This is a genomic window from Rheinheimera sediminis (genome assembly GCF_004005375.1).
Taxonomy (GTDB): domain Bacteria; phylum Pseudomonadota; class Gammaproteobacteria; order Enterobacterales; family Alteromonadaceae; genus Pararheinheimera.
On the sequence record NZ_RZUF01000024.1, the window covers coordinates 1 to 20868 of the forward strand.

General features: G+C 45.1%; 20 protein-coding genes. 13 read left to right on the plus strand and 7 right to left on the minus strand.

Annotated elements, in window-relative coordinates:
• The first annotated feature begins 148 nt into the window (after positions 1 to 148).
• Positions 149 to 688, plus strand: coding sequence for a cytochrome b (locus tag EMM73_RS15945; RefSeq protein ID WP_127687799.1), 540 nt, complete (start codon positions 149 to 151; stop codon positions 686 to 688).
• 26 nt (positions 689 to 714) lie between these two features.
• Positions 715 to 1290 carry a YceI family protein gene (locus EMM73_RS15950; protein WP_127687800.1) on the plus strand — a complete coding sequence of 192 codons (576 nt, stop codon included), beginning with the start codon at positions 715 to 717 and terminating at the stop codon, positions 1288 to 1290.
• Between the two features lie 52 nt (positions 1291 to 1342).
• Here the strand turns inward: EMM73_RS15950 and yfaE are convergent, their stop codons facing one another.
• The 5 genes from yfaE to ubiG form a co-directional block, all read right to left on the minus strand.
• Positions 1343 to 1597 carry a class I ribonucleotide reductase maintenance protein YfaE gene (gene yfaE / locus EMM73_RS15955; RefSeq protein ID WP_127687801.1) on the minus strand — a complete coding sequence of 85 codons (255 nt, stop codon included), beginning with the start codon at positions 1595 to 1597 and terminating at the stop codon, positions 1343 to 1345.
• 15 nt (positions 1598 to 1612) lie between these two features.
• Positions 1613 to 2743, minus strand: a complete 1131-nt coding sequence (gene nrdB, locus EMM73_RS15960) for a class Ia ribonucleoside-diphosphate reductase subunit beta (RefSeq protein ID WP_127687802.1) — start codon at positions 2741 to 2743, stop codon at positions 1613 to 1615.
• Positions 2744 to 2806: 63 nt separating this feature from the next.
• The gene (nrdA, locus tag EMM73_RS15965; protein ID WP_127687803.1) at positions 2807 to 5092 is read right to left on the minus strand and encodes a class 1a ribonucleoside-diphosphate reductase subunit alpha; all 2286 of its coding nucleotides are present in this window, start codon (positions 5090 to 5092) and stop codon (positions 2807 to 2809) included.
• Between the two features lie 369 nt (positions 5093 to 5461).
• Positions 5462 to 6139, minus strand: coding sequence for an HAD family hydrolase (locus EMM73_RS15970; RefSeq protein WP_127687804.1), 678 nt, complete (start codon positions 6137 to 6139; stop codon positions 5462 to 5464).
• The gene (gene ubiG, locus EMM73_RS15975; RefSeq protein WP_127687805.1) at positions 6136 to 6846 is read right to left on the minus strand and encodes a bifunctional 2-polyprenyl-6-hydroxyphenol methylase/3-demethylubiquinol 3-O-methyltransferase UbiG; all 711 of its coding nucleotides are present in this window, start codon (positions 6844 to 6846) and stop codon (positions 6136 to 6138) included. The genes EMM73_RS15970 and ubiG overlap by 4 nt, the downstream gene beginning before the upstream one ends.
• 177 nt (positions 6847 to 7023) lie before the next feature.
• Here ubiG and gyrA point away from each other — a divergent pair, with 177 nt between their 5' ends.
• From gyrA to EMM73_RS16025, 10 genes are all read left to right on the plus strand, one after another.
• Entirely contained in the window at positions 7024 to 9648 is a 2625-nt protein-coding gene (gene gyrA, locus EMM73_RS15980) for a DNA topoisomerase (ATP-hydrolyzing) subunit A (RefSeq protein WP_127687806.1), read from the plus strand.
• A gap of 237 nt (positions 9649 to 9885) precedes the next feature.
• Positions 9886 to 10965 (plus strand): 3-phosphoserine/phosphohydroxythreonine transaminase, encoded by a 1080-nt coding sequence (serC, locus tag EMM73_RS15985; RefSeq protein ID WP_127687807.1) that lies wholly within the window; start codon positions 9886 to 9888, stop codon positions 10963 to 10965.
• Positions 10965 to 12251 (plus strand): 3-phosphoshikimate 1-carboxyvinyltransferase, encoded by a 1287-nt coding sequence (gene aroA, locus EMM73_RS15990; RefSeq protein ID WP_127687808.1) that lies wholly within the window; start codon positions 10965 to 10967, stop codon positions 12249 to 12251. The genes serC and aroA overlap by 1 nt, the downstream gene beginning before the upstream one ends.
• Positions 12252 to 12366: 115 nt before the next feature.
• Entirely contained in the window at positions 12367 to 13047 is a 681-nt protein-coding gene (gene cmk / locus EMM73_RS15995) for a (d)CMP kinase (RefSeq protein ID WP_127687809.1), read from the plus strand.
• Positions 13048 to 13148: 101 nt separating this feature from the next.
• The gene (rpsA, locus tag EMM73_RS16000; protein ID WP_008899010.1) at positions 13149 to 14825 is read left to right on the plus strand and encodes a 30S ribosomal protein S1; all 1677 of its coding nucleotides are present in this window, start codon (positions 13149 to 13151) and stop codon (positions 14823 to 14825) included.
• A gap of 69 nt (positions 14826 to 14894) precedes the next feature.
• On the plus strand, positions 14895 to 15179 hold the full coding sequence (gene ihfB / locus EMM73_RS16005) for an integration host factor subunit beta (protein WP_127687810.1): 285 nt from the start codon (positions 14895 to 14897) through the stop codon (positions 15177 to 15179).
• A 34-nt stretch (positions 15180 to 15213) separates the two neighbouring features.
• On the plus strand, positions 15214 to 15456 hold the full coding sequence (locus tag EMM73_RS16010) for a LapA family protein (RefSeq protein WP_127687811.1): 243 nt from the start codon (positions 15214 to 15216) through the stop codon (positions 15454 to 15456).
• Between the two features lie 59 nt (positions 15457 to 15515).
• Positions 15516 to 16592 carry an N-acetylglucosaminyl transferase gene (locus tag EMM73_RS16015; protein WP_261373467.1) on the plus strand — a complete coding sequence of 359 codons (1077 nt, stop codon included), beginning with the start codon at positions 15516 to 15518 and terminating at the stop codon, positions 16590 to 16592.
• Positions 16593 to 16613: 21 nt separating this feature from the next.
• Positions 16614 to 17321 (plus strand): orotidine-5'-phosphate decarboxylase, encoded by a 708-nt coding sequence (pyrF, locus tag EMM73_RS16020; protein ID WP_127687813.1) that lies wholly within the window; start codon positions 16614 to 16616, stop codon positions 17319 to 17321.
• An 18-nt stretch (positions 17322 to 17339) separates the two neighbouring features.
• Positions 17340 to 19061, plus strand: coding sequence for a potassium/proton antiporter (locus EMM73_RS16025; protein WP_127687814.1), 1722 nt, complete (start codon positions 17340 to 17342; stop codon positions 19059 to 19061).
• A gap of 26 nt (positions 19062 to 19087) precedes the next feature.
• On the opposite strand, the gene EMM73_RS16030 is transcribed toward EMM73_RS16025, so the two are convergent.
• Positions 19088 to 19624, minus strand: a complete 537-nt coding sequence (locus tag EMM73_RS16030) for a hypothetical protein (RefSeq protein WP_127687815.1) — start codon at positions 19622 to 19624, stop codon at positions 19088 to 19090.
• A 201-nt stretch (positions 19625 to 19825) separates the two neighbouring features.
• Positions 19826 to 20197: a DUF3693 domain-containing protein gene (locus EMM73_RS16035; RefSeq protein WP_127687816.1), complete on the minus strand. Its 372-nt coding sequence runs from the start codon at positions 20195 to 20197 to the stop codon at positions 19826 to 19828.
• A 98-nt stretch (positions 20198 to 20295) separates the two neighbouring features.
• Here EMM73_RS16035 and EMM73_RS16040 point away from each other — a divergent pair, with 98 nt between their 5' ends.
• On the plus strand, positions 20296 to 20862 hold the full coding sequence (locus EMM73_RS16040; protein WP_127687817.1) for a hypothetical protein: 567 nt from the start codon (positions 20296 to 20298) through the stop codon (positions 20860 to 20862).
• Positions 20863 to 20868: the final 6 nt, after the last annotated feature.

The following is a 20868-nucleotide window of genomic DNA, read 5'->3' on the forward strand; positions in this document are numbered from 1 at the left end:
CCACCTTCTTCAGAAGGTGGATTCTTTACTTGCCCTCATCTTAGGTCTTTTGGCGGATAGTTCTATTTATTAGAATATAACATGCTTAATTTTGCTATTTTAAACCAACTTCTGGAAAGATAAGCTGTGCAAATCAAGAGAGGAACTTATGGCATCAGAGAATAAAGGCTATAGCTGGACTAGCATTCTATTACACTGGTTGGTGGCCGTTATGGTCATTGGGCTTTTTGCCTCAGGCTTTTGGATGGTGGATCTAAGCTATTACAGCAGTTGGTACAGAACTGCGCCTTTCTGGCATAAAAGTGTCGGGGTGTTGCTGCTGTCGCTGATGCTGTATCGGTTATTGTTTCGTATTATTAAAGGAACTGCTGAGCCTTTATCCAGTCACAGTAAAACCATACAGCTCGCCAGTCACGTGACCCATCTGACTTTATATGGCCTGGTTTTTTTGATTATCTGTAGCGGCTATTTGATTTCAACTGCGGATGGCCGGCCTATAGATGTATTTGGCTTATTCAATTTGCCTTCTGTCGGAGAATTGTTTGCGGAACAGGCAGACAAAGCTGGACTGGTTCATAAATTTGCAGCTTACGGTTTAATAGCATTAGCAGTTTTGCATGCTGCAGCTGCTTTTAAACATCACTTTTTTGATAAAGACAACACGCTAAAACGCATGCTTAAACCTTAAGACCTTAATTACTAAAGGAGATTGGAATGAAGAAATTATTGATTGCCGGTTTGGTGACTTCGATGTTAGCAGCACCAGCACTGCAAGCGGCAGATTACGAAATAGATACTCAGGGTGCTCACGCTTTTATTCAATTTAAAATCAGTCACTTAGGTTACAGCTGGTTATACGGTCGCTTTAATACTTTTACAGGTAATTTCAGCTATGACGCTGCCAAGTTAACTGATGCTAAAATTCAGTTAGAAATCGACACTAAAAGTATCGATTCTAACCATGCAGAGCGCGACAAGCACTTACGCAGCCCTGATTTCCTGAATGTGGACAAACACAGCAAAGCGACCTTTGTCAGTACTAAAATAGTACCAAAAGCAGGTGCTGATTTTGATGTAGTGGGTAATTTCACGTTAAACGGTGTTACCAAAGAAGTAGTGATCAACGCCACTAAGCTGGGTGAAGGTTCTGATCCATGGGGTGGTTACAGAGCAGGTTTTGCTGGCACTACCAGCATCAACTTAGAAGATTTCGCCATTAAAAACATTCTGGGCCCAGCATCTGCCACTGTGCATCTGGACCTGACCGTGGAAGGTATTAAAAAGTCTTAATTTTGAATTGAGCGTCTAAAGACAAGATTGCCCTGACGTATCTTTATGATACTCAGGGCAATTCTATTTCTATATCTGTGATGGGAACGCTGCAGCAAGGTAAGATTTCACCTTTTCGCACAAAAGCCAGGGGCTCATTGATGTAGCTGACTGAACCTGACAGTAGTTTACAGCGACAGGCACCACAATAGCCTTCACGGCATTGATAGTTCACTTGTTGTTTTTGCGCTTCAAGTGCATCAAGCAGGGTGCGCTGCTCAGACCCAAACTCCAGGCTGAGCACATCCTTCACCACTACTTTCACCATGTGAATAGTCGCAGATCAGAGATCAAAATCACCGAAGTCAGCGCCATCCATTTCATTGTCGATTTGACCCACTAAATAGGAGCTGATTTCTGACTCCTGTGGCGCCACCTGCACATTGTCAGACACCAGCCAGGCATTGATCCATGGAATAGGGTTCTGGGTCGTGCTGAATAGTGGTTTTAACCCCACAGCCTGCATTCTGTTGTTGGTGATGTATTCCACATACTGGCACAAAATATCTTTGTTTAAACCAATCATAGAACCATCTTTAAACAAAAATTCAGCCCAATCTTTTTCCTGCTCAGCGGCTTTGCGGAAGATAGCGTAGGCTTCGTCTTCGCATTCTTTGGCGATAATCGCCATTTCCGGGTCATCTTCACCAGCGGCCATAATATTCAGCATATGCTGAGTGCCGGTTAAATGCAGTGCTTCGTCGCGGGCAATCAGCTTAATGATTTTTGCATTGCCTTCCATCAATTCGCGTTCAGCAAAAGCGAAGCTGCAAGCAAAGCTGACGTAGAAACGAATAGCTTCCAGCACGTTTACCGACAAAATACAGATATAGAGCTTACGCTTCAGATCATGCATGCTGATGGTATGGGTCTTGCCGTTGACTTCATGAGTACCAACACCACATAAGTGATACAGGCTAACCGAGTTGATTAAATCATCGTAATAGCGAGTGACATCATCAGCCCGTTCGATAATACGTTCATTCAGCAGAATATCATCGAAGACCTTGTGCGGCTCGTTGGTTATATTACGCACTATATGGGTATAGCTGCGGCTGTGAATAGTTTCGCTGAAGGCCCAGGTTTCAATCCAGGTTTCCAGCTCAGGCAAAGACACTATAGGCAACAAAGCGACGTTCGGTGAACGGCCTTGCACTGAGTCCAGCAAAGTTTGGTACTTTAAATTGCTGATAAAGATATGCTTTTCATGTTCTGGTAACTGTTGAAAGTCGATGCGATCTTTACTGACATCCACTTCTTCAGGACGCCAGAAAAAGCTCAGTTGCTTTTCGATCAGTTTTTCAAAAATGCCATATTTCTGTTGATCATAACGGGACACGTTCACCGGATTGCCAAAAAACATCGGCTCTTTCATTTGATCATTGTTCGTACGGCTAAAGGTGGTGTAACTCATCAGCAATATCCAGATTATTATAAGTTATGCATACAAAAAGAGGGCTGCAACGCAGCCCCAGACTTAAATTTTACAGGCGCCACCGGCACAACCATCATCTTCCGGCGTCGCTTTGATGTCTTCCTGTATGTCGGAAGCGCCATCGCGGGTGTTGTGGTAGTACATGGTTTTGACGCCTAGCTTGTAAGCCGTCAGTAAATCTTTTAATAAGATCTTCATCGGCACTTTGCCGCCTTCGAACTTACCCGGGTCGTAGTTAGTGTTAGCAGAAATCGTCTGATCAACGAACTTCTGCATAATGGCCACCAAGCTGATATAGCCGTCGTTGTTTGGCATATCCCACAACAACTCATACTGGTCTTTCAGGCGATCGTACTCAGGCACAACCTGCTTTAAAATACCATCTTTACTTGCCTTTATACTGATATGACCACGAGGTGGTTCAATACCATTGGTCGCATTTGAAATTTGCGAAGAAGTTTCAGATGGCATTAATGCTGACAGTGTTGAGTTACGCAAACCGTATTGCACCACATCTTTACGCAGCTGCTCCCAGTCGTAATGCAATGGCTCAGCACAGACTTTATCCAGATCCTTTTTATAGGTATCAATAGGCATAATGCCTTCAGAATACGTGGTCTCGTTAAATTTAGGGCAAGGACCAAATTCCTGAGCCAATTTGTTCGAGGCTTTCATCAGGTAATACTGAATAGCTTCAAAAGTACGGTGTGTTAATCCATTGGCTGAACCATCAGAGTACTTGACGCCATTTTTCGCCAGATAATACGCATAGTTAATCACGCCTATACCTAAAGTACGACGGTTCATGCTGGCGTGGTAAGCGGCAAGGATAGGGTAGTCCTGATAATCCAGTAAACTGTCTAAAGCCCGAACTGCCAGCTCAGCTAATTCTTCCAGCTCATCTAAATGTTCGATAGCGCCTAAGTTAAAGGCCGACAGAGTACAAAGGGCAATTTCACCGTTTGGATCGTTAATATCGTTCAGCGGTTTAGTGGGCAGTGCAATCTCTAAACACAGGTTACTCTGACGCACAGCGGCAAATTTTGGATTAAATGGGCTGTGTGTGTTGCAATGGTCTACGTTCTGTAAATAGATACGACCTGTGCTTGCACGTTCTTGCATAAAGAGCGTGAAGAGTTCAACGGCTTTAATGCGTTTTTTACGGATAGACACATCAGCTTCATATTGAACATAGAGTGCTTCGAATTTTTCCTGATCTTCAAAAAACGCATCATACAGACCAGGTACATCAGAAGGGCTGAACAGAGTGATCATGTCATCTTTAATCAGACGTGTGTACATCAGTCGGTTAAACTGCACACCATAGTCTAAGTGACGCACACGGTTTTCTTCCACACCCCTGTTGTTTTTCAGAACCAGCAAGGATTCCACTTCCAAGTGCCACAAAGGATAAAACAGTGTGGCTGCGCCACCACGGACTCCGCCTTGAGAACAGCTTTTTACGGCAGTCTGGAAATGTTTGTAGAAAGGGATACAACCTGTATGGAAAGCTTCACCGTTACGGATCGGGCTGCCTAGAGCACGAATACGGCCTGCGTTAATACCAATACCTGCACGCTGGCTGACGTATTTCACGATAGCACTGCTGGTGGCGTTGATAGAATCTAAGCTGTCGCCACATTCAATCAACACACAAGAGCTGAACTGACGGGTTGGGGTACGTACACCAGACATAATAGGTGTAGGTAATGAAATCTTGAACATAGACACTGCGTCGTAAAAACGACGCACGTAGCTTAAACGGCTGTCTTTTGGATAATTAGCGAATAAACAGGCGGCTACCAGCATGTAAAGGAACTGCGCGCTTTCGTATATCTGGCCTGTCACACGATTTTGCACCAGATACTTGCCTTCAAGCTGTTTTACTGCGGCGTAACTAAAATCTAAATCGCGGCCGTGAACAATAAAACTATCCAGCTGTTCTAGTTCATCTTTGCTGTAATCCGCCAGAATGTGAGCATCATAACGCTTTTCTTCTACCATTTTGACCACATGGTCATACAGCTTTGGTGGCTCAAATTGGCCATAAGCTTTTTTGCGTAAATGGAATACAGCCAGACGAGCCGCCATATATTGATAATCTGGTGTCTCTTTAGAGATCAAATCGGCAGCAGCTTTGATGATGGTTTCGTGGATATCGGCAGTCTTGATGCCGTCATAAAACTGAATGTGAGAACGTAACTCGACCTGAGACACTGATACGTTTTGTAACCTCTCAGCAGCCCAATCAATCACACGGTGAATCTTGTCTAAGTCTAATGGTTCGCGTGAACCATCTCTTTTGGTTACGTATAATGTTTGAGTCATATTAATCCGCCGAAAATCCCATCTCAATTGTTATTATTGTGTGCACAGAATGTCTCCTGCACAACGAATTCACCCGCATTTGGCTTCATTAGGTCAAACTCAAAGGAGCGACACAACATCTAGGGGTGAAAAGGAAACGAATCACAAGATAGAGTGGATCAGTAGCAATTGCAACCCCGCTTGCAGGCTAAAAAACCAGCACGTTAGTGCCCGCTAACGTGCAAAATAGGCTTTTAAAAACCTATTCAGGGAAGCAATAGTTTTTCAGTAAAAAATCTATTTTGTCTGTTCGGTTAAATTTTGAAAGGATCAAAAAAACCACCTGGCGCTAGGTGGTTTTTAATTAACCAAAATATGAAAAAACTGAACTTAGTCGAGGTAGTGGATCAAGTCATCCAGGCTTGAAATATGTAAATCTGCGCCCCAAAGTTCAGTTTTATCATCTGGACCAACATAGCCAAAATCGCACATCACAGTTTGCATGCCGGCGCGACGTCCTGCCTCTATATCTCGTTCCGCATCTCCTATATACCAGCAAGCACTCGCCGAAACCTGCATATAGTGAGCAGTCATCCATAAAGGCGTTGGATCTGGTTTACGTTGTGCCATGCTATCACCGCCTACCAATAAACGGCTTTTTAATAAGGCAGGCAACTGGCGTTGTACTCTAGCGGCGAGTTTATAAGGTTTATTCGTTACTATGGCCCAGGGGATATTTCGAGCTTCAAGTGCAGCAAATAGTTCTTCTGCACCTGGAAACAAGCAGCTGTGTACACCGCTATACTGATGGTAATAATCCAGCAGGCTCTGGCGGGCTTTGCCAAAATCAATAGCTTCTATCGCTTCACCAAAACCCAGCTGCAATAGTCCCTTGGCACCATGCGAGGCCATAGGACGGTATTCTTCATAGGACTTTTCAGGCATACCATGCTGTCGCAGTACAAAGTTCAGCGCTGCGCCTAAGTCCTGGGCAGTATCAACCAAAGTGCCATCCATATCAAATAACAGGGCTGCTGGCTTTTTAAGTGTAATCAACTCTTGGCTCATAACGGCTTTTTCGCTACCACAAAATAATTGACATCCAGCCCTGGGCCAGTGCGGAAGGATTGATTAATAGGGTTGTAGTGCAGGCCTGTGGCATCCACCACCTGTAAACCTGCGTCATCAATAAAACGCATCAGATCAGAAGGGCGGATAAACTTCTCAAATTCGTGAGTACCTTTGGGAACCAACTTTAATACCTGTTCTGCGCCAACAATAGCCAACAGATAAGCTTTCCAGGTTTTATTCAGAGTAGAAAAAACCAGGGTGGCGCCTGGTTTTGCCAAATCAGCGCAGGCTTGCACAACAGATTGCGGCTCTGGTACATGTTCCAGCATTTCCATGCAAGTGACCAAATCAAAGCTTTCTTTATTAGTGGCGGCAAATGATTCCGCGGTACTTTGCTGATACTGAACTGAAACTGCAGATTCCAACGCGTGCAATTTGGCCACAGTTAAGGCTTCATCTGCCATATCAATGCCGGTAACTTGCGCTCCAGCTTTTGCCATAGCTTCAGCCAAAATACCGCCGCCACAACCCACATCCACAGCTTTTTTACCAAACAAGCCTTGCACCTGGTCACTAATAAAGGCCAAGCGGCAAGGGTTCAATTGGTGTAACGGCTTGAATTCACCGGTCGGATCCCACCAACGGGAGGCGATTTCATTAAATTTGGCAATTTCGGCCGGATCGACATTGGAAGAAGGGTTCATAAGCGTATCCACTAAAAATTTTGCCTATTATAAAGCCTTGATCTGTTTGAGCAATCCTGTACAAAGCACAACAGAACTGGCAAGGTATTTTTTCTGTGGTAGAATCCGCCTTTGTCCCGCGACCCATTACAGTAAAAAACGCGGGTATCTTGTTGATTTAAGGGAAAAAAGCTTTTTATGACAAATTTGGCCAAAGAAATTGTTCCCATTAATATCGAAGAAGAATTAAAAAATTCTTATCTCGATTATGCAATGAGCGTTATTGTGGGGCGTGCCTTACCGGATGTAAGGGACGGTTTAAAGCCAGTTCACCGTCGCGTTTTGTTTGCGATGAAAGAGTTAGGCAATGACTGGAATAAAGCCTACAAAAAATCTGCCCGTGTTGTTGGTGATGTGATAGGTAAATACCATCCACACGGTGACAGCGCTGTATACGACACCATAGTTCGTATGGCTCAGCCTTTCTCGTTGCGATATATGCTGGTAGACGGCCAGGGTAACTTCGGTTCAGTGGACGGTGACTCTGCAGCAGCAATGCGTTACACCGAAGTTCGGATGTCGCGTATCGCAGGCGAATTATTAGCCGACCTGGATAAAGAAACAGTCGACTTTGTGCCGAACTACGATGGCACTGAAATGATCCCTGCTGTTCTTCCGACTAAAATTCCAAATTTGCTGATTAACGGCTCGTCTGGTATTGCAGTTGGTATGGCGACCAATATTCCGCCACACAACTTAAATGAAGTGATTGATGCTTGTCTGGCATTGATTGCCAATCCGGATATCAGCATTCCAGAACTGATGGAACTGATGCCAGGACCAGATTTCCCGACAGCCGCTATTATCAATGGCCGTCGTGGCATTGAAGAAGCCTACCGTACAGGTCGTGGTAAGGTGTATATCCGCGCCAGAACTCATATAGAAACTGACGAAAAAACCGGTCGTGAGACTATTGTTGTTGACGAAATTCCTTATCAGGTCAACAAAGCCCGTTTGATTGAAAAAATCGCCGAGCTGGTGAAAGAAAAACGCATCGAAGGTATTTCGGCATTACGCGACGAGTCTGATAAAGACGGTATGCGTATTGTCATTGAAGTAAAACGTGGCGAATCATCAGACGTACTGATCAACCACTTGTACACCCAAACTCAGATGCAAACCGTGTTTGGTATCAACATGGTTGCGCTGGATCAGGGCCAGCCGAAGTTGATGGGCTTAAAGCACATGCTGCAATGTTTTGTGTTGCACCGCCGCGAAGTGGTGACACGCAGAACAGTCTATGACTTACGTAAAGCCCGTGACCGCGCTCATATCTTAGAAGGCTTGGCTATTGCGCTTGCCAATATCGATGAAATCATTGATTTAATCAAAAACTCATCAAGCCCGGCCGATGCCAAACAAGGCTTAGTCGCTCGCGGCTGGCAGTTAGGTGATGTCAGCGCCATGTTAGAACGTGCTGGCGAAAATGCCGCCCGTCCAGAGTGGCTGGAAGAGCATTTTGGTATTCGTAACGGCGAGTATTTCCTGACGGAACAACAGGCTCAGGCCATCTTAGATTTACGTTTACACAAACTGACTGGTCTGGAACATGAAAAAATTCTGGACGAGTACAAAGAGCTGTTACTGCTGATCGCTGAGTTATTACACATTCTGGGTAGTCCGGAACGTTTAATGGAAGTGATCTGTGAAGAGTTAGAGGCTGCCAAAGCCCAATATGGTGATGCCCGTCGTACTGAAATTCAGGACAACGCGATGGATATCAACATGGAAGACTTGATCACTGAAGAAGATGTAGTCGTGACTCTGTCGCATTTAGGCTACGCCAAGTATCAGGCTTTGTCTGACTATGAAGCTCAGCGTCGTGGTGGTCGTGGTAAAGCGGCAACTACAGTAAAAGATGAAGACTTTGTCGATCAGCTGCTGATCGCCAGCACCCACGATACTATTTTGTGTTTCTCTAACCGTGGTCGTTTGTACTGGATGAAGGTGTATCAATTGCCGCTGGCTTCACGTCAGGCTCGTGGTAAGCCAATAGTCAACTTACTGCCACTGGAAGAAAACGAACGTATTACCGCTATTTTGCCGGTTCGTGAATACGAAGAAGGCAAGTACGTGTTTATGGCCACCGCCAACGGTACTGTGAAGAAGACTTCATTAACTGAATACTCTCGTCCACGTAGTAACGGCATTATTGCGGTGAATCTGAACGAAGGCGATCAGTTGATTGGCGTGGATATCACAGATGGCAACAGTCAGATCATGTTGTTCTCAGACGACGGTAAAGTAGTACGCTTTAACGAAGAGCAGGTCCGCCCAATGGGACGTGGCGCTACAGGTGTTCGTGGTATTAAACTGCGCGAAAACGGTTCTGTGGTGTCATTGATAGTTCCGAAGAGCGAAGGCGCAATTCTCACTGTAACTGAAAATGGCTACGGCAAACGTACCGCACTGCAGGAATACCCGGAGAAGAGCCGCGCTACTCAAGGCGTTGTCTCTATCAAAGTATCAGAGCGTAACGGCTTGGTGGTGGGCGCAGTTCAAGTGAATGCGCTGGATGAAATCATGCTGATTTCTGACAAAGGCACACTGGTACGGACCCGCGTCAGCGAAGTTTCACAAGTAGGCCGGAACACTGCTGGTGTTATTCTGATCCGCACCATCGAAGGTGAAAAAGTAGTAGGTGTACAACGCATCGACGAAATTCAGGATCAAGACGAAGTCGCAGCCGCAGAAGCCGCTGCAGCAGCATTGGCTGCGCAGAATCCGACAGAGGATTCTGTGGCGGACGGCGAAGAAGAGTAAGTCTGTATAGAAGGGGCCAGATCGCGTTATTGAAAATAATAATGGGATCTGGCCCCTTTTTTATTTCTGTCTTTTGCAAAGTGCGTTAAAGTAGCGGCTGCCAGAAGAGACGTCCAGACGTCGAAATCTTATTGCAGATAAAATCAAGGCCACAAAAATAAAGATCATCCAAAGATGACCCCAAGCCGTTTTCTAATTTATTTTTCATTCGATAAAGCGTTGTAACAGGAGCAAGAGATGACCACCTATAACTTTTGTGCTGGCCCGGCTATGTTGCCGGTGGAAGTGATGCAACAAGCACAGGAAGAGTTGATCAACTGGCATGGTCGCGGCTGCTCCATTATGGAGATGAGTCACAGAGGCAAAGATTTTATGCAGGTTGCGGCTCAAGCAGAGCAGGACCTGCGCGATTTACTGGCTATACCAGACAACTACAAAGTGCTGTTTATGCACGGTGGCGGCCGAGGTCAGTTTTCAGCTGTTCCGCTGAACTTAGCCAAAACGGGTGTCAGTGCCGATTATATTGTCTCAGGCGCCTGGTCTAAAGCCGCTGTAGAGGAAGCGGAAAAATTTACCGCTTTAAAAGCTCAGAACATTCAGCTCAAACAAGATGGCCTTCGTACTTTAGTACCGGCATCCGAATGGCAGCTCAATGACAACGCCAGCTTCGTACATTTTTGCCCGAACGAGACTGTGGATGGCATGGAGTTTATCGATTTGCCGACCACCAACGCGCCTCTAGTCGCCGATCTGTCATCTACCATCTTGTCTCGTCACCTTGACGTCAGTCGTTATGGCGTGATTTACGCCGGTGCCCAGAAGAACATCGGGCCTTCAGGTTTAACCCTTACCATAGTGCGCGAAGACTTGTTACCAGTAAAAGGCAGCAGCATTCCTAGCGTTTTGGATTATCGTTTGGCTGCTGACAACGACAGTATGTTTAATACGCCTCCCACTTATGCCTGGTATCTGGCTGGTTTAGTCTTCCAGTGGCTAAAGCGTCAGGGTGGTGTAGAGGCTATGCAACAGCGTAATGCCCTCAAAGCACAAACCTTGTATGGCTATATCGACCAAAGCGATTTTTATCGCAACGACGTAGCGCCACAATTCCGCTCATCGATGAACGTGCCGTTTTTATTAGGTGACGAAACGCTGAACGACTTATTTGTCAGCGAAGCTGAGAGTAATGGTTTGTTAGCACTGAAGGGCCATCGTATGGTAGGCGGTATGCGCGCCAGTATCTACAATGCAATGCCATTAGAAGGCGTACAAACTTTAGTAACCTTTATGAAAGAATTTGAGCGGGTGCACGGCTGATGAAAACTTTAACCTTAGAGCCTATAGCTAAAGTGGAAGGGGTGGTGCATTTACCTGGTTCAAAAAGTATTTCCAACCGCGCTTTATTACTGGCCGCCTTAGCCAAAGGAACAACCCGTATCACCAATTTGCTCGACAGTGATGACGTCAGCCATATGCTCAATGCCTTAACAGCGCTTGGTGTCCGGTTTTCGTTATCTGCTGATAAAACAGTTTGCGAAATCACTGGTGTAGCTGGTGTATTTGAGCGTAAAGAGCCGCTAGAACTATTTTTAGGCAATGCCGGCACAGCGATGCGTCCTTTAACAGCAGCTCTTGCTGTGTCCAATGTAGATGTCACCTTAACAGGTGAGCCACGGATGTACGAACGTCCTATTGGCCATCTGGTTGATGCTTTGCTGCAATGGAATGCCGATATTGAATATCTGCAGCACAAAGACTATCCGCCGCTGCGTATTCGCGGTAAAGCTCTGGCTGGCGGACACATCAGTATTGATGGTTCTGTCTCCAGCCAGTTTTTAACTGCAGTATTGATGGCTGCACCTTTGTTATCGGGCGACAGCGAAATTGTCATTAGCGGCGAACTGGTGTCTAAACCTTATATAGATATCACCTTAGCCTTGATGGCGCGTTTTGGCGTAGTCGTCGAGAACAAAAATTATCAAAGTTTTGTCGTCAAAGGTAATCAACAGTATCAATCGCCTGGCGATTTTCTGGTGGAAGGAGACGCATCTTCAGCCTCTTATTTCCTCGCAGCTGCTGCTATTAAAGGCGGTACTATTAAAGTCACAGGCATTGGCAAAAATGCAGTACAGGGCGATATTCACTTTGCCGATGCTTTAGAAGCCATGGGTGCGACAGTAGACTGGGGTTATGACTATATTTCGGTTACCCGTAACCAATTGAAGGGCATAGACCGAGATTACAACGCTATCCCTGATGCAGCTATGACCATTGCAACCACAGCTTTATTTGCTGAAGGGCAAACAGCAATCCGTAATGTCTACAACTGGCGCGTCAAGGAAACCGATCGTTTGTCGGCTATGGCCACAGAACTGCGTAAAGTCGGTGCTGAAGTGGAAGAAGGTGAAGATTACATCTTGATCACGCCACCTACGACACTGAATCATGCCAGCATAGCGACCTACAACGATCACCGTATGGCCATGTGTTTCTCTTTGGTTGCATTAAGTAATACGGCGGTAACCATTGAAGACCCTGATTGCACCCGTAAAACATTTCCTCAATACTTTGAAGTATTTAGCACGCTCAGCACTTTAGCTTGACAAATATCGCGTAACCTAATTGGTTACGCGATCCCCTTGATTAAACCGCGCTTTTTGTCATTTATTTCTGTATAATGCCGCATCTTTTTGTGTGTTCGACTGTTTTGGAGGCAGAATGCAACAAGCGCCGGTAATTACCATTGATGGACCAGGTGGCTCAGGGAAAGGCACTATTTGCCGTTTAGTTTCCCAAAAACTGGGCTGGCATCTGCTGGATAGCGGAGCGATTTATCGCGTATTAGCTTTAGCTGCTATCCATCATCAGATTGACCCTTCTGACGAAGAAGCATTACAGCCATTAGCTGCGCACCTTGATGTACAGTTTAGCTGTGACGAACAAGGCAATACCCGCATTACGCTGGAAGGCGAAAATGTCAGTCATACCATACGTACTGAAGAAGTAGGTTCAGTGGCGTCTAAAATTGCCTCTTTACCACGAGTACGTGAAGCCTTGTTACGCCGTCAACGTGCTTTTAAAGAAGCGCCAGGTTTGGTTGCGGATGGCCGTGATATGGGCACTGTGGTGTTTCCACAGGCAGAAGTTAAAATCTTTTTAACAGCCGACGCGTCAGAGCGCGCCAGACGGCGTTATTTAGAGTTGAAAGAAAAGGGCCATGATGTTAACATCGGCGACCTTTTGAGCGAAATACAGGCCCGTGACGAACGGGATATGAATCGCGCCGTAGCGCCTTTAAAGCCTGCAGACGATGCATACATGCTGGATTCGACCAATAAATCTATTGAACAAGTGTTGGACGAGGTTCTCAACGTCTGTAAAAAGTTGAACCAGGCCTAGACCTTCACGTTGGACAGCTTGTCGCAAGGAAGATGACAAGTTAACTTAGCAACCCCATGACACAGGACTGTGCGTGGAGCACTTAAACTGAAAAAGTGAATATGACTGAAAATTTTGCACTACTGTTTGAGGAAAGCCTCAAGACTATCGAAACTCGCCCTGGTTCTATCGTTAAAGGAACCATCGTTGCTATCCATAAAGACGTAGTACTGGTTGACGCCGGTCTGAAATCTGAAGCAGCAATCCCGGTTGAACAATTCAAAAACCTGGCTGGCGAGATTGAAGTGAGCGTTGGTGACATCATCGACGTAGCTCTGGACGCGGTAGAAGACGGTTTCGGTGAAACCTTATTATCTCGTGAAAAAGCTAAACGCCATGAATCCTGGGTTCGCCTGGAAAAAGCTTGTGAAGATAAAGTTACTGTTATCGGTATCATCACTGGCAAAGTTAAAGGCGGTTTCACTGTCGAAGTCGATGGTATCCGTGCATTCCTGCCTGGTTCATTAGTTGACGTGCGTCCGGTACGTGACACATTACACTTAGAACACAAAGAACTTGAGTTCAAAGTAATCAAATTGGATCAGAAGCGTAACAACGTGGTTGTATCACGTCGTGCTGTGATCGAATCTGAAAGCAGTGCTGAGCGCGATACACTGTTACAAAACTTAGAAGAAGGCATGGAAGTTAAAGGTATCGTTAAGAACCTGACTGACTACGGTGCATTCGTAGATTTAGGTGGCGTTGACGGTTTACTGCACATCACTGACATGGCTTGGAAACGTGTTAAACACCCAAGCGAAATCGTCAATGTTGGCGACGAAATCCCAGTGAAGGTTCTGAAGTTTGACCGTGAGAAACAACGTGTTTCTTTAGGTCTGAAGCAAATGGGTGAAGATCCATGGGCCGCTATCGCTTCACGTTACCCAGAAGGTGCTCGCATCACTGGTCGCGTAACTAACCTGACTGATTACGGCTGCTTCGTAGAAATCGAAGAAGGCGTTGAAGGTTTAGTACACGTTTCAGAAATGGACTGGACTAACAAAAACATCCACCCATCTAAAGTTGTTAACTTAGGTGATTCAGTGGAAGTTATGGTTCTGGAAATCGACGAAGAACGTCGTCGTATTTCTTTAGGTCTGAAACAATGTAAAGCTAACCCATGGGAAGAGTTCGCTAAGGGCTTCAACAAGGGTGACCGCGTATCTGGTAAGATCAAGTCAATCACTGACTTCGGTATCTTCATCGGTTTAGACGGTGGCATCGACGGTTTAGTACACCTGTCAGATATCAGCTGGAATTCAACTGGCGAAGACGCTGTACGTGAATTCAAGAAAGGCGACGAAGTACACGCAGTTGTGTTACAAGTTGACCCAGAGCGCGAGCGTATCTCTTTAGGCATCAAGCAATTAGACGAAGATCCGTTCAACGGCTACCTTGCTGATAACAAAAAAGGTGCTATCGTTAAAGGCAACGTAACTGCAGTTGACGCGAAAGGCGCTACTGTAATGCTGGAAGGTGGTGTTGAAGGTTACGTTCGCGTATCTGACATCGCTCGTGAGCGTATCGAAGACGCTACTACAGTATTAAAAGTTGGTGAAGAAGTAGAAGCTCGCCTGATGGGTGTTGACCGCAAAAACCGCGTAATCAGCCTGTCAATCAAAGCGAAATTCGAAGCTGAAGAAAAAGAAGCTATGGATACGATCAAAAAGCAGGATGATACTGATTTTGGTGGTAACGCTATGGCCGAAGCATTCAAAGCTGCTCAAAAAGCTGACTAATTGATGCTTGTATAGAAAGGCCGGGGCTGTTGCTCCGGTCTTTCATTCTACTGATACAGCGGAGGGTCCATGACCAAATCTGAATTGATCGAAAAACTGGCTACTGATTTTTCTCATGTCCAGGTGAAAGACATCGAATCTTCAGTCAAAGAAATTCTGGAACAAATGGCTACTTCACTGGCGAATAACGAGCGTATCGAAATTCGTGGCTTTGGTAGTTTTTCTCTGCATTACCGTGCACCTCGTGTGGGCCGCAATCCAAAAACCGGTGATAAGGTGGAATTAGATGGCAAATACGTGCCTCATTTCAAACCGGGTAAAGAATTACGTGATCGGGTGAAAACTAATACCTGATCTCTTTTCAGCTAAAAACGGGGTTGATGGAGTTTTGACCAGATTTTTTTACGTTGTCTTTATAATTGCCCTGATTGTTTTCGGGCTTATTCTGGGTTCCCTCAATCAGCAGGTTGCTGAATTTAATTATATTATTGCAAAAACAGAACTCAGAGTGGTGGATATCGCTGCTCTGTTTTTAGTCTCTGGTTTTCTGCTTGGCCTGAGCCTCTCTATGGCCTTTATACTGAAGGCAAAAACCAAAGGTTGGTTTGCTAAATATTCAGATAAAACCTGACTCCTATGCTGGAACTGTTATTTCTGTTACTTCCCGTCGCCGCCGCTTACGGCTGGTTTATGGGACGAAACAGCGAAAAACAAAAAGAGCTTAAGGGCAGGGCTTCTGTCGCTAAAAACTTATCCTCTGGCCTCAATTTCCTGCTGACTGATCAGGAAGACAAAGCTATTGAGCAATTACTGCAATTGCTTGATGTGGAAGCCGCTACTATTGATACCTATCTGGCATTAGCCAACCTGTTCCGTCGCCGTGGTGACTGGGATAAAGCCATTCGTATTCATGAAAAATTACATCAGTTAAAACTGCCAAAACAACAGGCGCAAAAAATACAATTTGAGCTGGCCAAAGATTACTTTAGCGCCGGTTTATACGACAGGGCTGAACCTTTACTCAGTGCTCTGGTTCAGGCTGAAAGCATTCGCGAAGCTGTTTTAAAACAACTCTTTAGTTTATTTACAGCAACACACGAATGGCAAAAAGCCATGGATTTCCGTGCTGTAGTGGAGCAAACAGATTCCCGTTCCTTGCGCATAGGTGTGGCGAATTTTAGCTGTGAAGCCTGGCGTAAAGAACCGGCTCCAAACGATGTGTACCGCCAGTTGATCCAACGTTATCCGGTATCCCTGCGGCCTAAATATGAGCTGGCCAAAAAGCTGATTGCCGAAGAAGAATTTGCTGAAGCCCGAGAGCTGCTGCTGGCCATACTGCTACAAAGACCGCAATGGGCTGCTGAGTTGTTGCCTTTAGTACAGCAGACAACACCAGAACAAGCAGAGTGGCAAACAGTTCTGACGGAACTAAGCCGCAAACATAAAAACATTAGCGCGACGGCAAAACTGGCAGAGTTTTATGCGCAAGGCGAAAACCTACAGCAGGCTGAAAATTTGCTGACGGAGAAATTAAGGCAACAGCCAAATATCCGCTTATTCTTAAAGTTTATTCAAATCAGACGGTTGCAAGACCCGTCTGAGCCGCATCTGGCTGAAATTGAACAAATGGTGCAGGCTTATCTGGATACCAAAGTGCTGTATCATTGCCGCAATTGTGGTTTTAAAACTAAACAACCTTACTGGCTTTGTCCGTCTTGCCAACAGTGGGAAACGGTAGAGCCAATGACCGGTATAGACGGTCGCTGATCTGACAAAGAAGAGAACCTGATGAATAACACCAGTCCTATAGTGGTCGCATTAGACTTTGAACAAAAATCCGCAGCTCTGAATTTAGTCAGCCAACTTGATCCGGCTTTGTGCCGTTTAAAAGTAGGCAAAGAGATGTTTACCCACTTTGGTCCTGATTTTGTCAAAGAGCTGCATCAGCGGCAGTTTGATGTATTTTTAGACCTGAAATTTCACGATATTCCAAATACAGTAGCCAAAGCCGTTAAAGCCTCTGCCGATTTAGGTGTATGGATGGTGAACGTACATGCATCCGGTGGCAGCCGTATGATGATTGCCGCCCGTGAAGCTTTAGAAAGCTTTGGCAAAGAAAAACCGCTGCTGATCGCGGTGACCGTATTGACCAGTATGGAGCAAAGTGATTTAGTGGAGCTGGGTATTAATCTAACGCCACAACAGCAAGTACTTAGACTGGCAGGGTTGGTTGATAAATCCGGACTTGATGGCGTGGTTTGTTCTGCACAAGAAGCTGTTGAATTAAAACAGCAATTTGGTAAAGAATTCTGCTTAGTGACACCAGGGATCCGGCCATCTTTTGCCACTGCTGACGATCAGAAAAGAGTGATGACTCCAGCAGATGCGTTAAAGGCTGGTGTAGACTATATGGTGATAGGGCGCCCAATAACCAAAGCTGCCGATCCGTTATCCGCTTTACAGCAAATTTACCGGGAGATTTACCCCGCGCATTAAGAAAAAAGGAGCTTTTATTTGGAGGCAGTAAATTTAACAATCCTGGTTGCAGGGGCTCTGTTTTTCTCCAGTATCGTTGCTACTCTGATCTCGGCGCGCTTAGGCGCGCCATTATTATTAATTTTCCTTGTTATTGGCATGCTGGCCGGTGAAGACGGTTTGTTGGGCATTAAGTTCAGTAATCCTGATGTTGCTCTGCTGATTGGCTCTATTGCGCTCGTCATCATTCTGTTTGATGGTGGTATGCGCACTCATCCGGACAGGGTTCGTGTGGTCTTAGCGCCTTCAGCCGTATTGGCCACTTTAGGTGTGGTACTTACTTGCGGCATTTTAGGGGTTGCAGCATCCTATCTGTTTAATTTGACCTTGCTCGAAGGCTTACTGTTGGGCGCTATACTAAGCTCAACTGACGCTGCTGCGGTGTTTTCTATCTTCCAGTCTGCTGGCTTAAACATTAAAGAGCGGGTCGCATCCACATTGGAAATAGAGTCGGGTAGTAACGATCCAATGGCGGTGATGCTGACCTTTACTCTGGTCGGGGTGTTAGCTGGTCAAAGTGAATTGAACTGGTCTTTGTCGACCGTATTCTTCCAGCAGGCCATAGTGGGAGCTGCAGTAGGTTATGGAGCAGGGCGCTTCTTTGTTTTTTTGTGCCGTAAACTGCCATTAAGCGCTGCGTTTTTTCCTTTACTGGCCGTCTCTTATGCTTTACTGATCTATGGTTTAACTAACAGATTCGGTGGCAGCGGCTTTCTGGCTGTGTATTTAATGGGCTTTTTAATAGGCAACGCCCGTTTACCCCAAATTCAGCAGATTTTACGTATGCACGACGGTTTAGCCTGGCTTAGTCAAATCATTATGTTTTTGATGCTGGGCTTATTGGTAACGCCAAGCAAGCTGATGGAATATGCAATTCCTGCGCTGATATTGGCATTGGTGATGATTTTTATCGCCCGGCCCATAGCTGTGTTTTTAAGCTTGGTGCCATTTCATTTCCCAAAAAAAGATCAGGTCTTTATCAGCTGGGTAGGGCTTCGTGGTGCAGTACCTATTATTCTGGCGTTATTCCCATGGTTAGCTGGCGTACCAAATAAAGATTTGTACTTTAACGTGGCATTTTTTGTGGTGATTGTATCCTTGCTTATTCAAGGCTGGTCTATAGCACCGGTCGCACGCTGGCTGAAACTTGAAGTACCACCCGAGCCTGGCCCTGATCACTCCATGACACTGGATAGCGTCGACAGTCATGATTTGTTGCAAGTGCTGTCCTTTAACGTTGGTACAGGGTCTCCTGTTATTGACAGCGAATGGTCGCTATTAAACATATCATCAGATGTAAGTTACTTAGGTGTGGTACGCAATGGTGAGTGGTTAAAGCCAGAACAAGCTGCGAGCTTCAGGCTTCACGACGTACTTCTGGTATTAAGTAAAGCAAAAGACGTCAAAACAATCAGTGACAAAGTATCGACCAGTGCCGAGCAAAGCTCTATCGATAAATTGGATTTCTTTGGTGATTTTGTACTCAATGGTGCAATTACTTTGAGGGAATTGGACGCTTTTTATAGTATTCAATTTGCAGAAAACCAAGAACCCACTCAGACATTGTCAGACTATATCTCAGAAAAATTTCACAGGCGCGTTGTGATTGGTGATCAGGTCCAGCTGGATCAATTAGTCCTGACCGTGCGACAAATTGACGATCAGGACCGGGTGCTTCAAGTCGGAATCAAGTCAGCTTAGACATTGAATTCTTCTGTCAACTCAGCTTATTCCTCACTATAAACACGTACCTTCACTTGGTCGCTCGTGTCTTTAATTTTGTGACAGCGATGCACTCTCAGGTTAGAGCCGGTTTTCTCTTGTTGCATTCTGCATGACACAAATTGCGCCTGAGAACCATACTTTGCCTTGTATTCTTCTGTTTTTTGCTCAACAGCTTTTTTCTGCTCAGCAGTCAGGTTAGCAGTTAACGCCTCATAATTGTTTTTCCACTTGGATTCCCGCTGTTCTAAAGCAACGCCTAGCCAAACTAAACCTTCAAATACATTTTCTTCCGTACCCAATCCTTCAATAAAATAAGAGCCAACAATATTTTGAGCGTATTTATCGCCATATTTGGCATATTTTAACAACGTAGGAAAAGCATCTGAATACTGACGTTCTTTCACCTGATAGAGAGCTTTATGAAGATCAGTCTCATATTCAGTACCAGAAATTGTAAGAACTTCAGAGCTAGCAGTGCTGGCATAAGCTGAACTGATCGCTATAGCTGCCGATAAAAATATGTAAGTAACTGGTTTCATGGATTCACTTCCTTATTAATAACTAATCACTATCTTAGAGCAGATAACTTCAGACTCCAGCATTATTTTATGACAAATTGTAAACAATTATGTGTTTCAATTAACTTACAGGTGGTTATCCTTCAAAAGGAAAGACTAAATAGTCGTGCTGAAAGCATGCATCACTGTAGCCATCTAGCACCTAATTTAACATAATAATCATTATGCGAATAAGCGCGAACGGGCCAAAAATCTATGTTTACCTAAATCTGGCACTAAGTAACTCCCAGAGATCTTCAGGACGCATAACATCAGAGCGCCCGTTAGGAGCTTTTTTGCAAGGGTTGACCAGACGCTTTTCACTGCCTCCGATTTGGTGGTATCTGCTGCCAAACTCACTAAAACCCACTCTGTGTTAAACCCGCAATGTTCAGCAATAGCGAGGGCTTGAGCGTCTGTTAGGTCTCTGTTTCCTGATTTTATTTTAGACAAAGTTCCTTTTTCCATATTTGGGATCAGCTCTAACAACTGGGCATCTTTCGTTAATTCCAGTTTCTTTTTTGCCAATTCTAAAAGTTCTCTGCTAAAGCTCATAAAAACCTCTTGACGTTGGCAAGTTTGCCAACTAATCTGTTTCTGAAGTTGGCAAAGATGCCAACAAATTGTTAAATCAAATTCAAAGGCGGCAACCAATGAACAGACTCACTTTAGACCAACTGCAAGAAATCGTTTACTCGGCTACCAGTTCAGCGAAAGCCCTGTTCAATCTGATGCAGTGCGGCGCAAATGTGTATAACTCCGCCTTTCGTCCTGAGTGGTACTCTGTCACTGTTGACGGTCATTGTGTATCTTTTTCAGACAATCCAAACGACGCGCTCTTTTATGTGTTCTTTGACCACAAAATGGTTACGAAAGAAGTTCGCGCTCAGTTTTTAGAGTCTCAGCGGGAAAAAACCTTTTCGGTTGCCGCCGTAGAGCCTGTTGAGGCTCGTCCTACTTCATCAGACCAGTTATCTGACACCATTCCACAGACTACCGTGCAAATGCTGGACTGTTTCCGTTTTATCTTTGGTATTGATACCGCAAATGGTCATTATCAAGACATTCTGTTTGATGTAATGAAATCTCACTTATTTTCTCACGCTATCAACTTCAACGACTTAACCGTTTATGAAATCCGCATTCTTATGATGACTGCCGATTCAATTTTTGACCATCTTATGTCTATCGACTTATCCACAGAATCTGTAGATAAGTAAGGTATA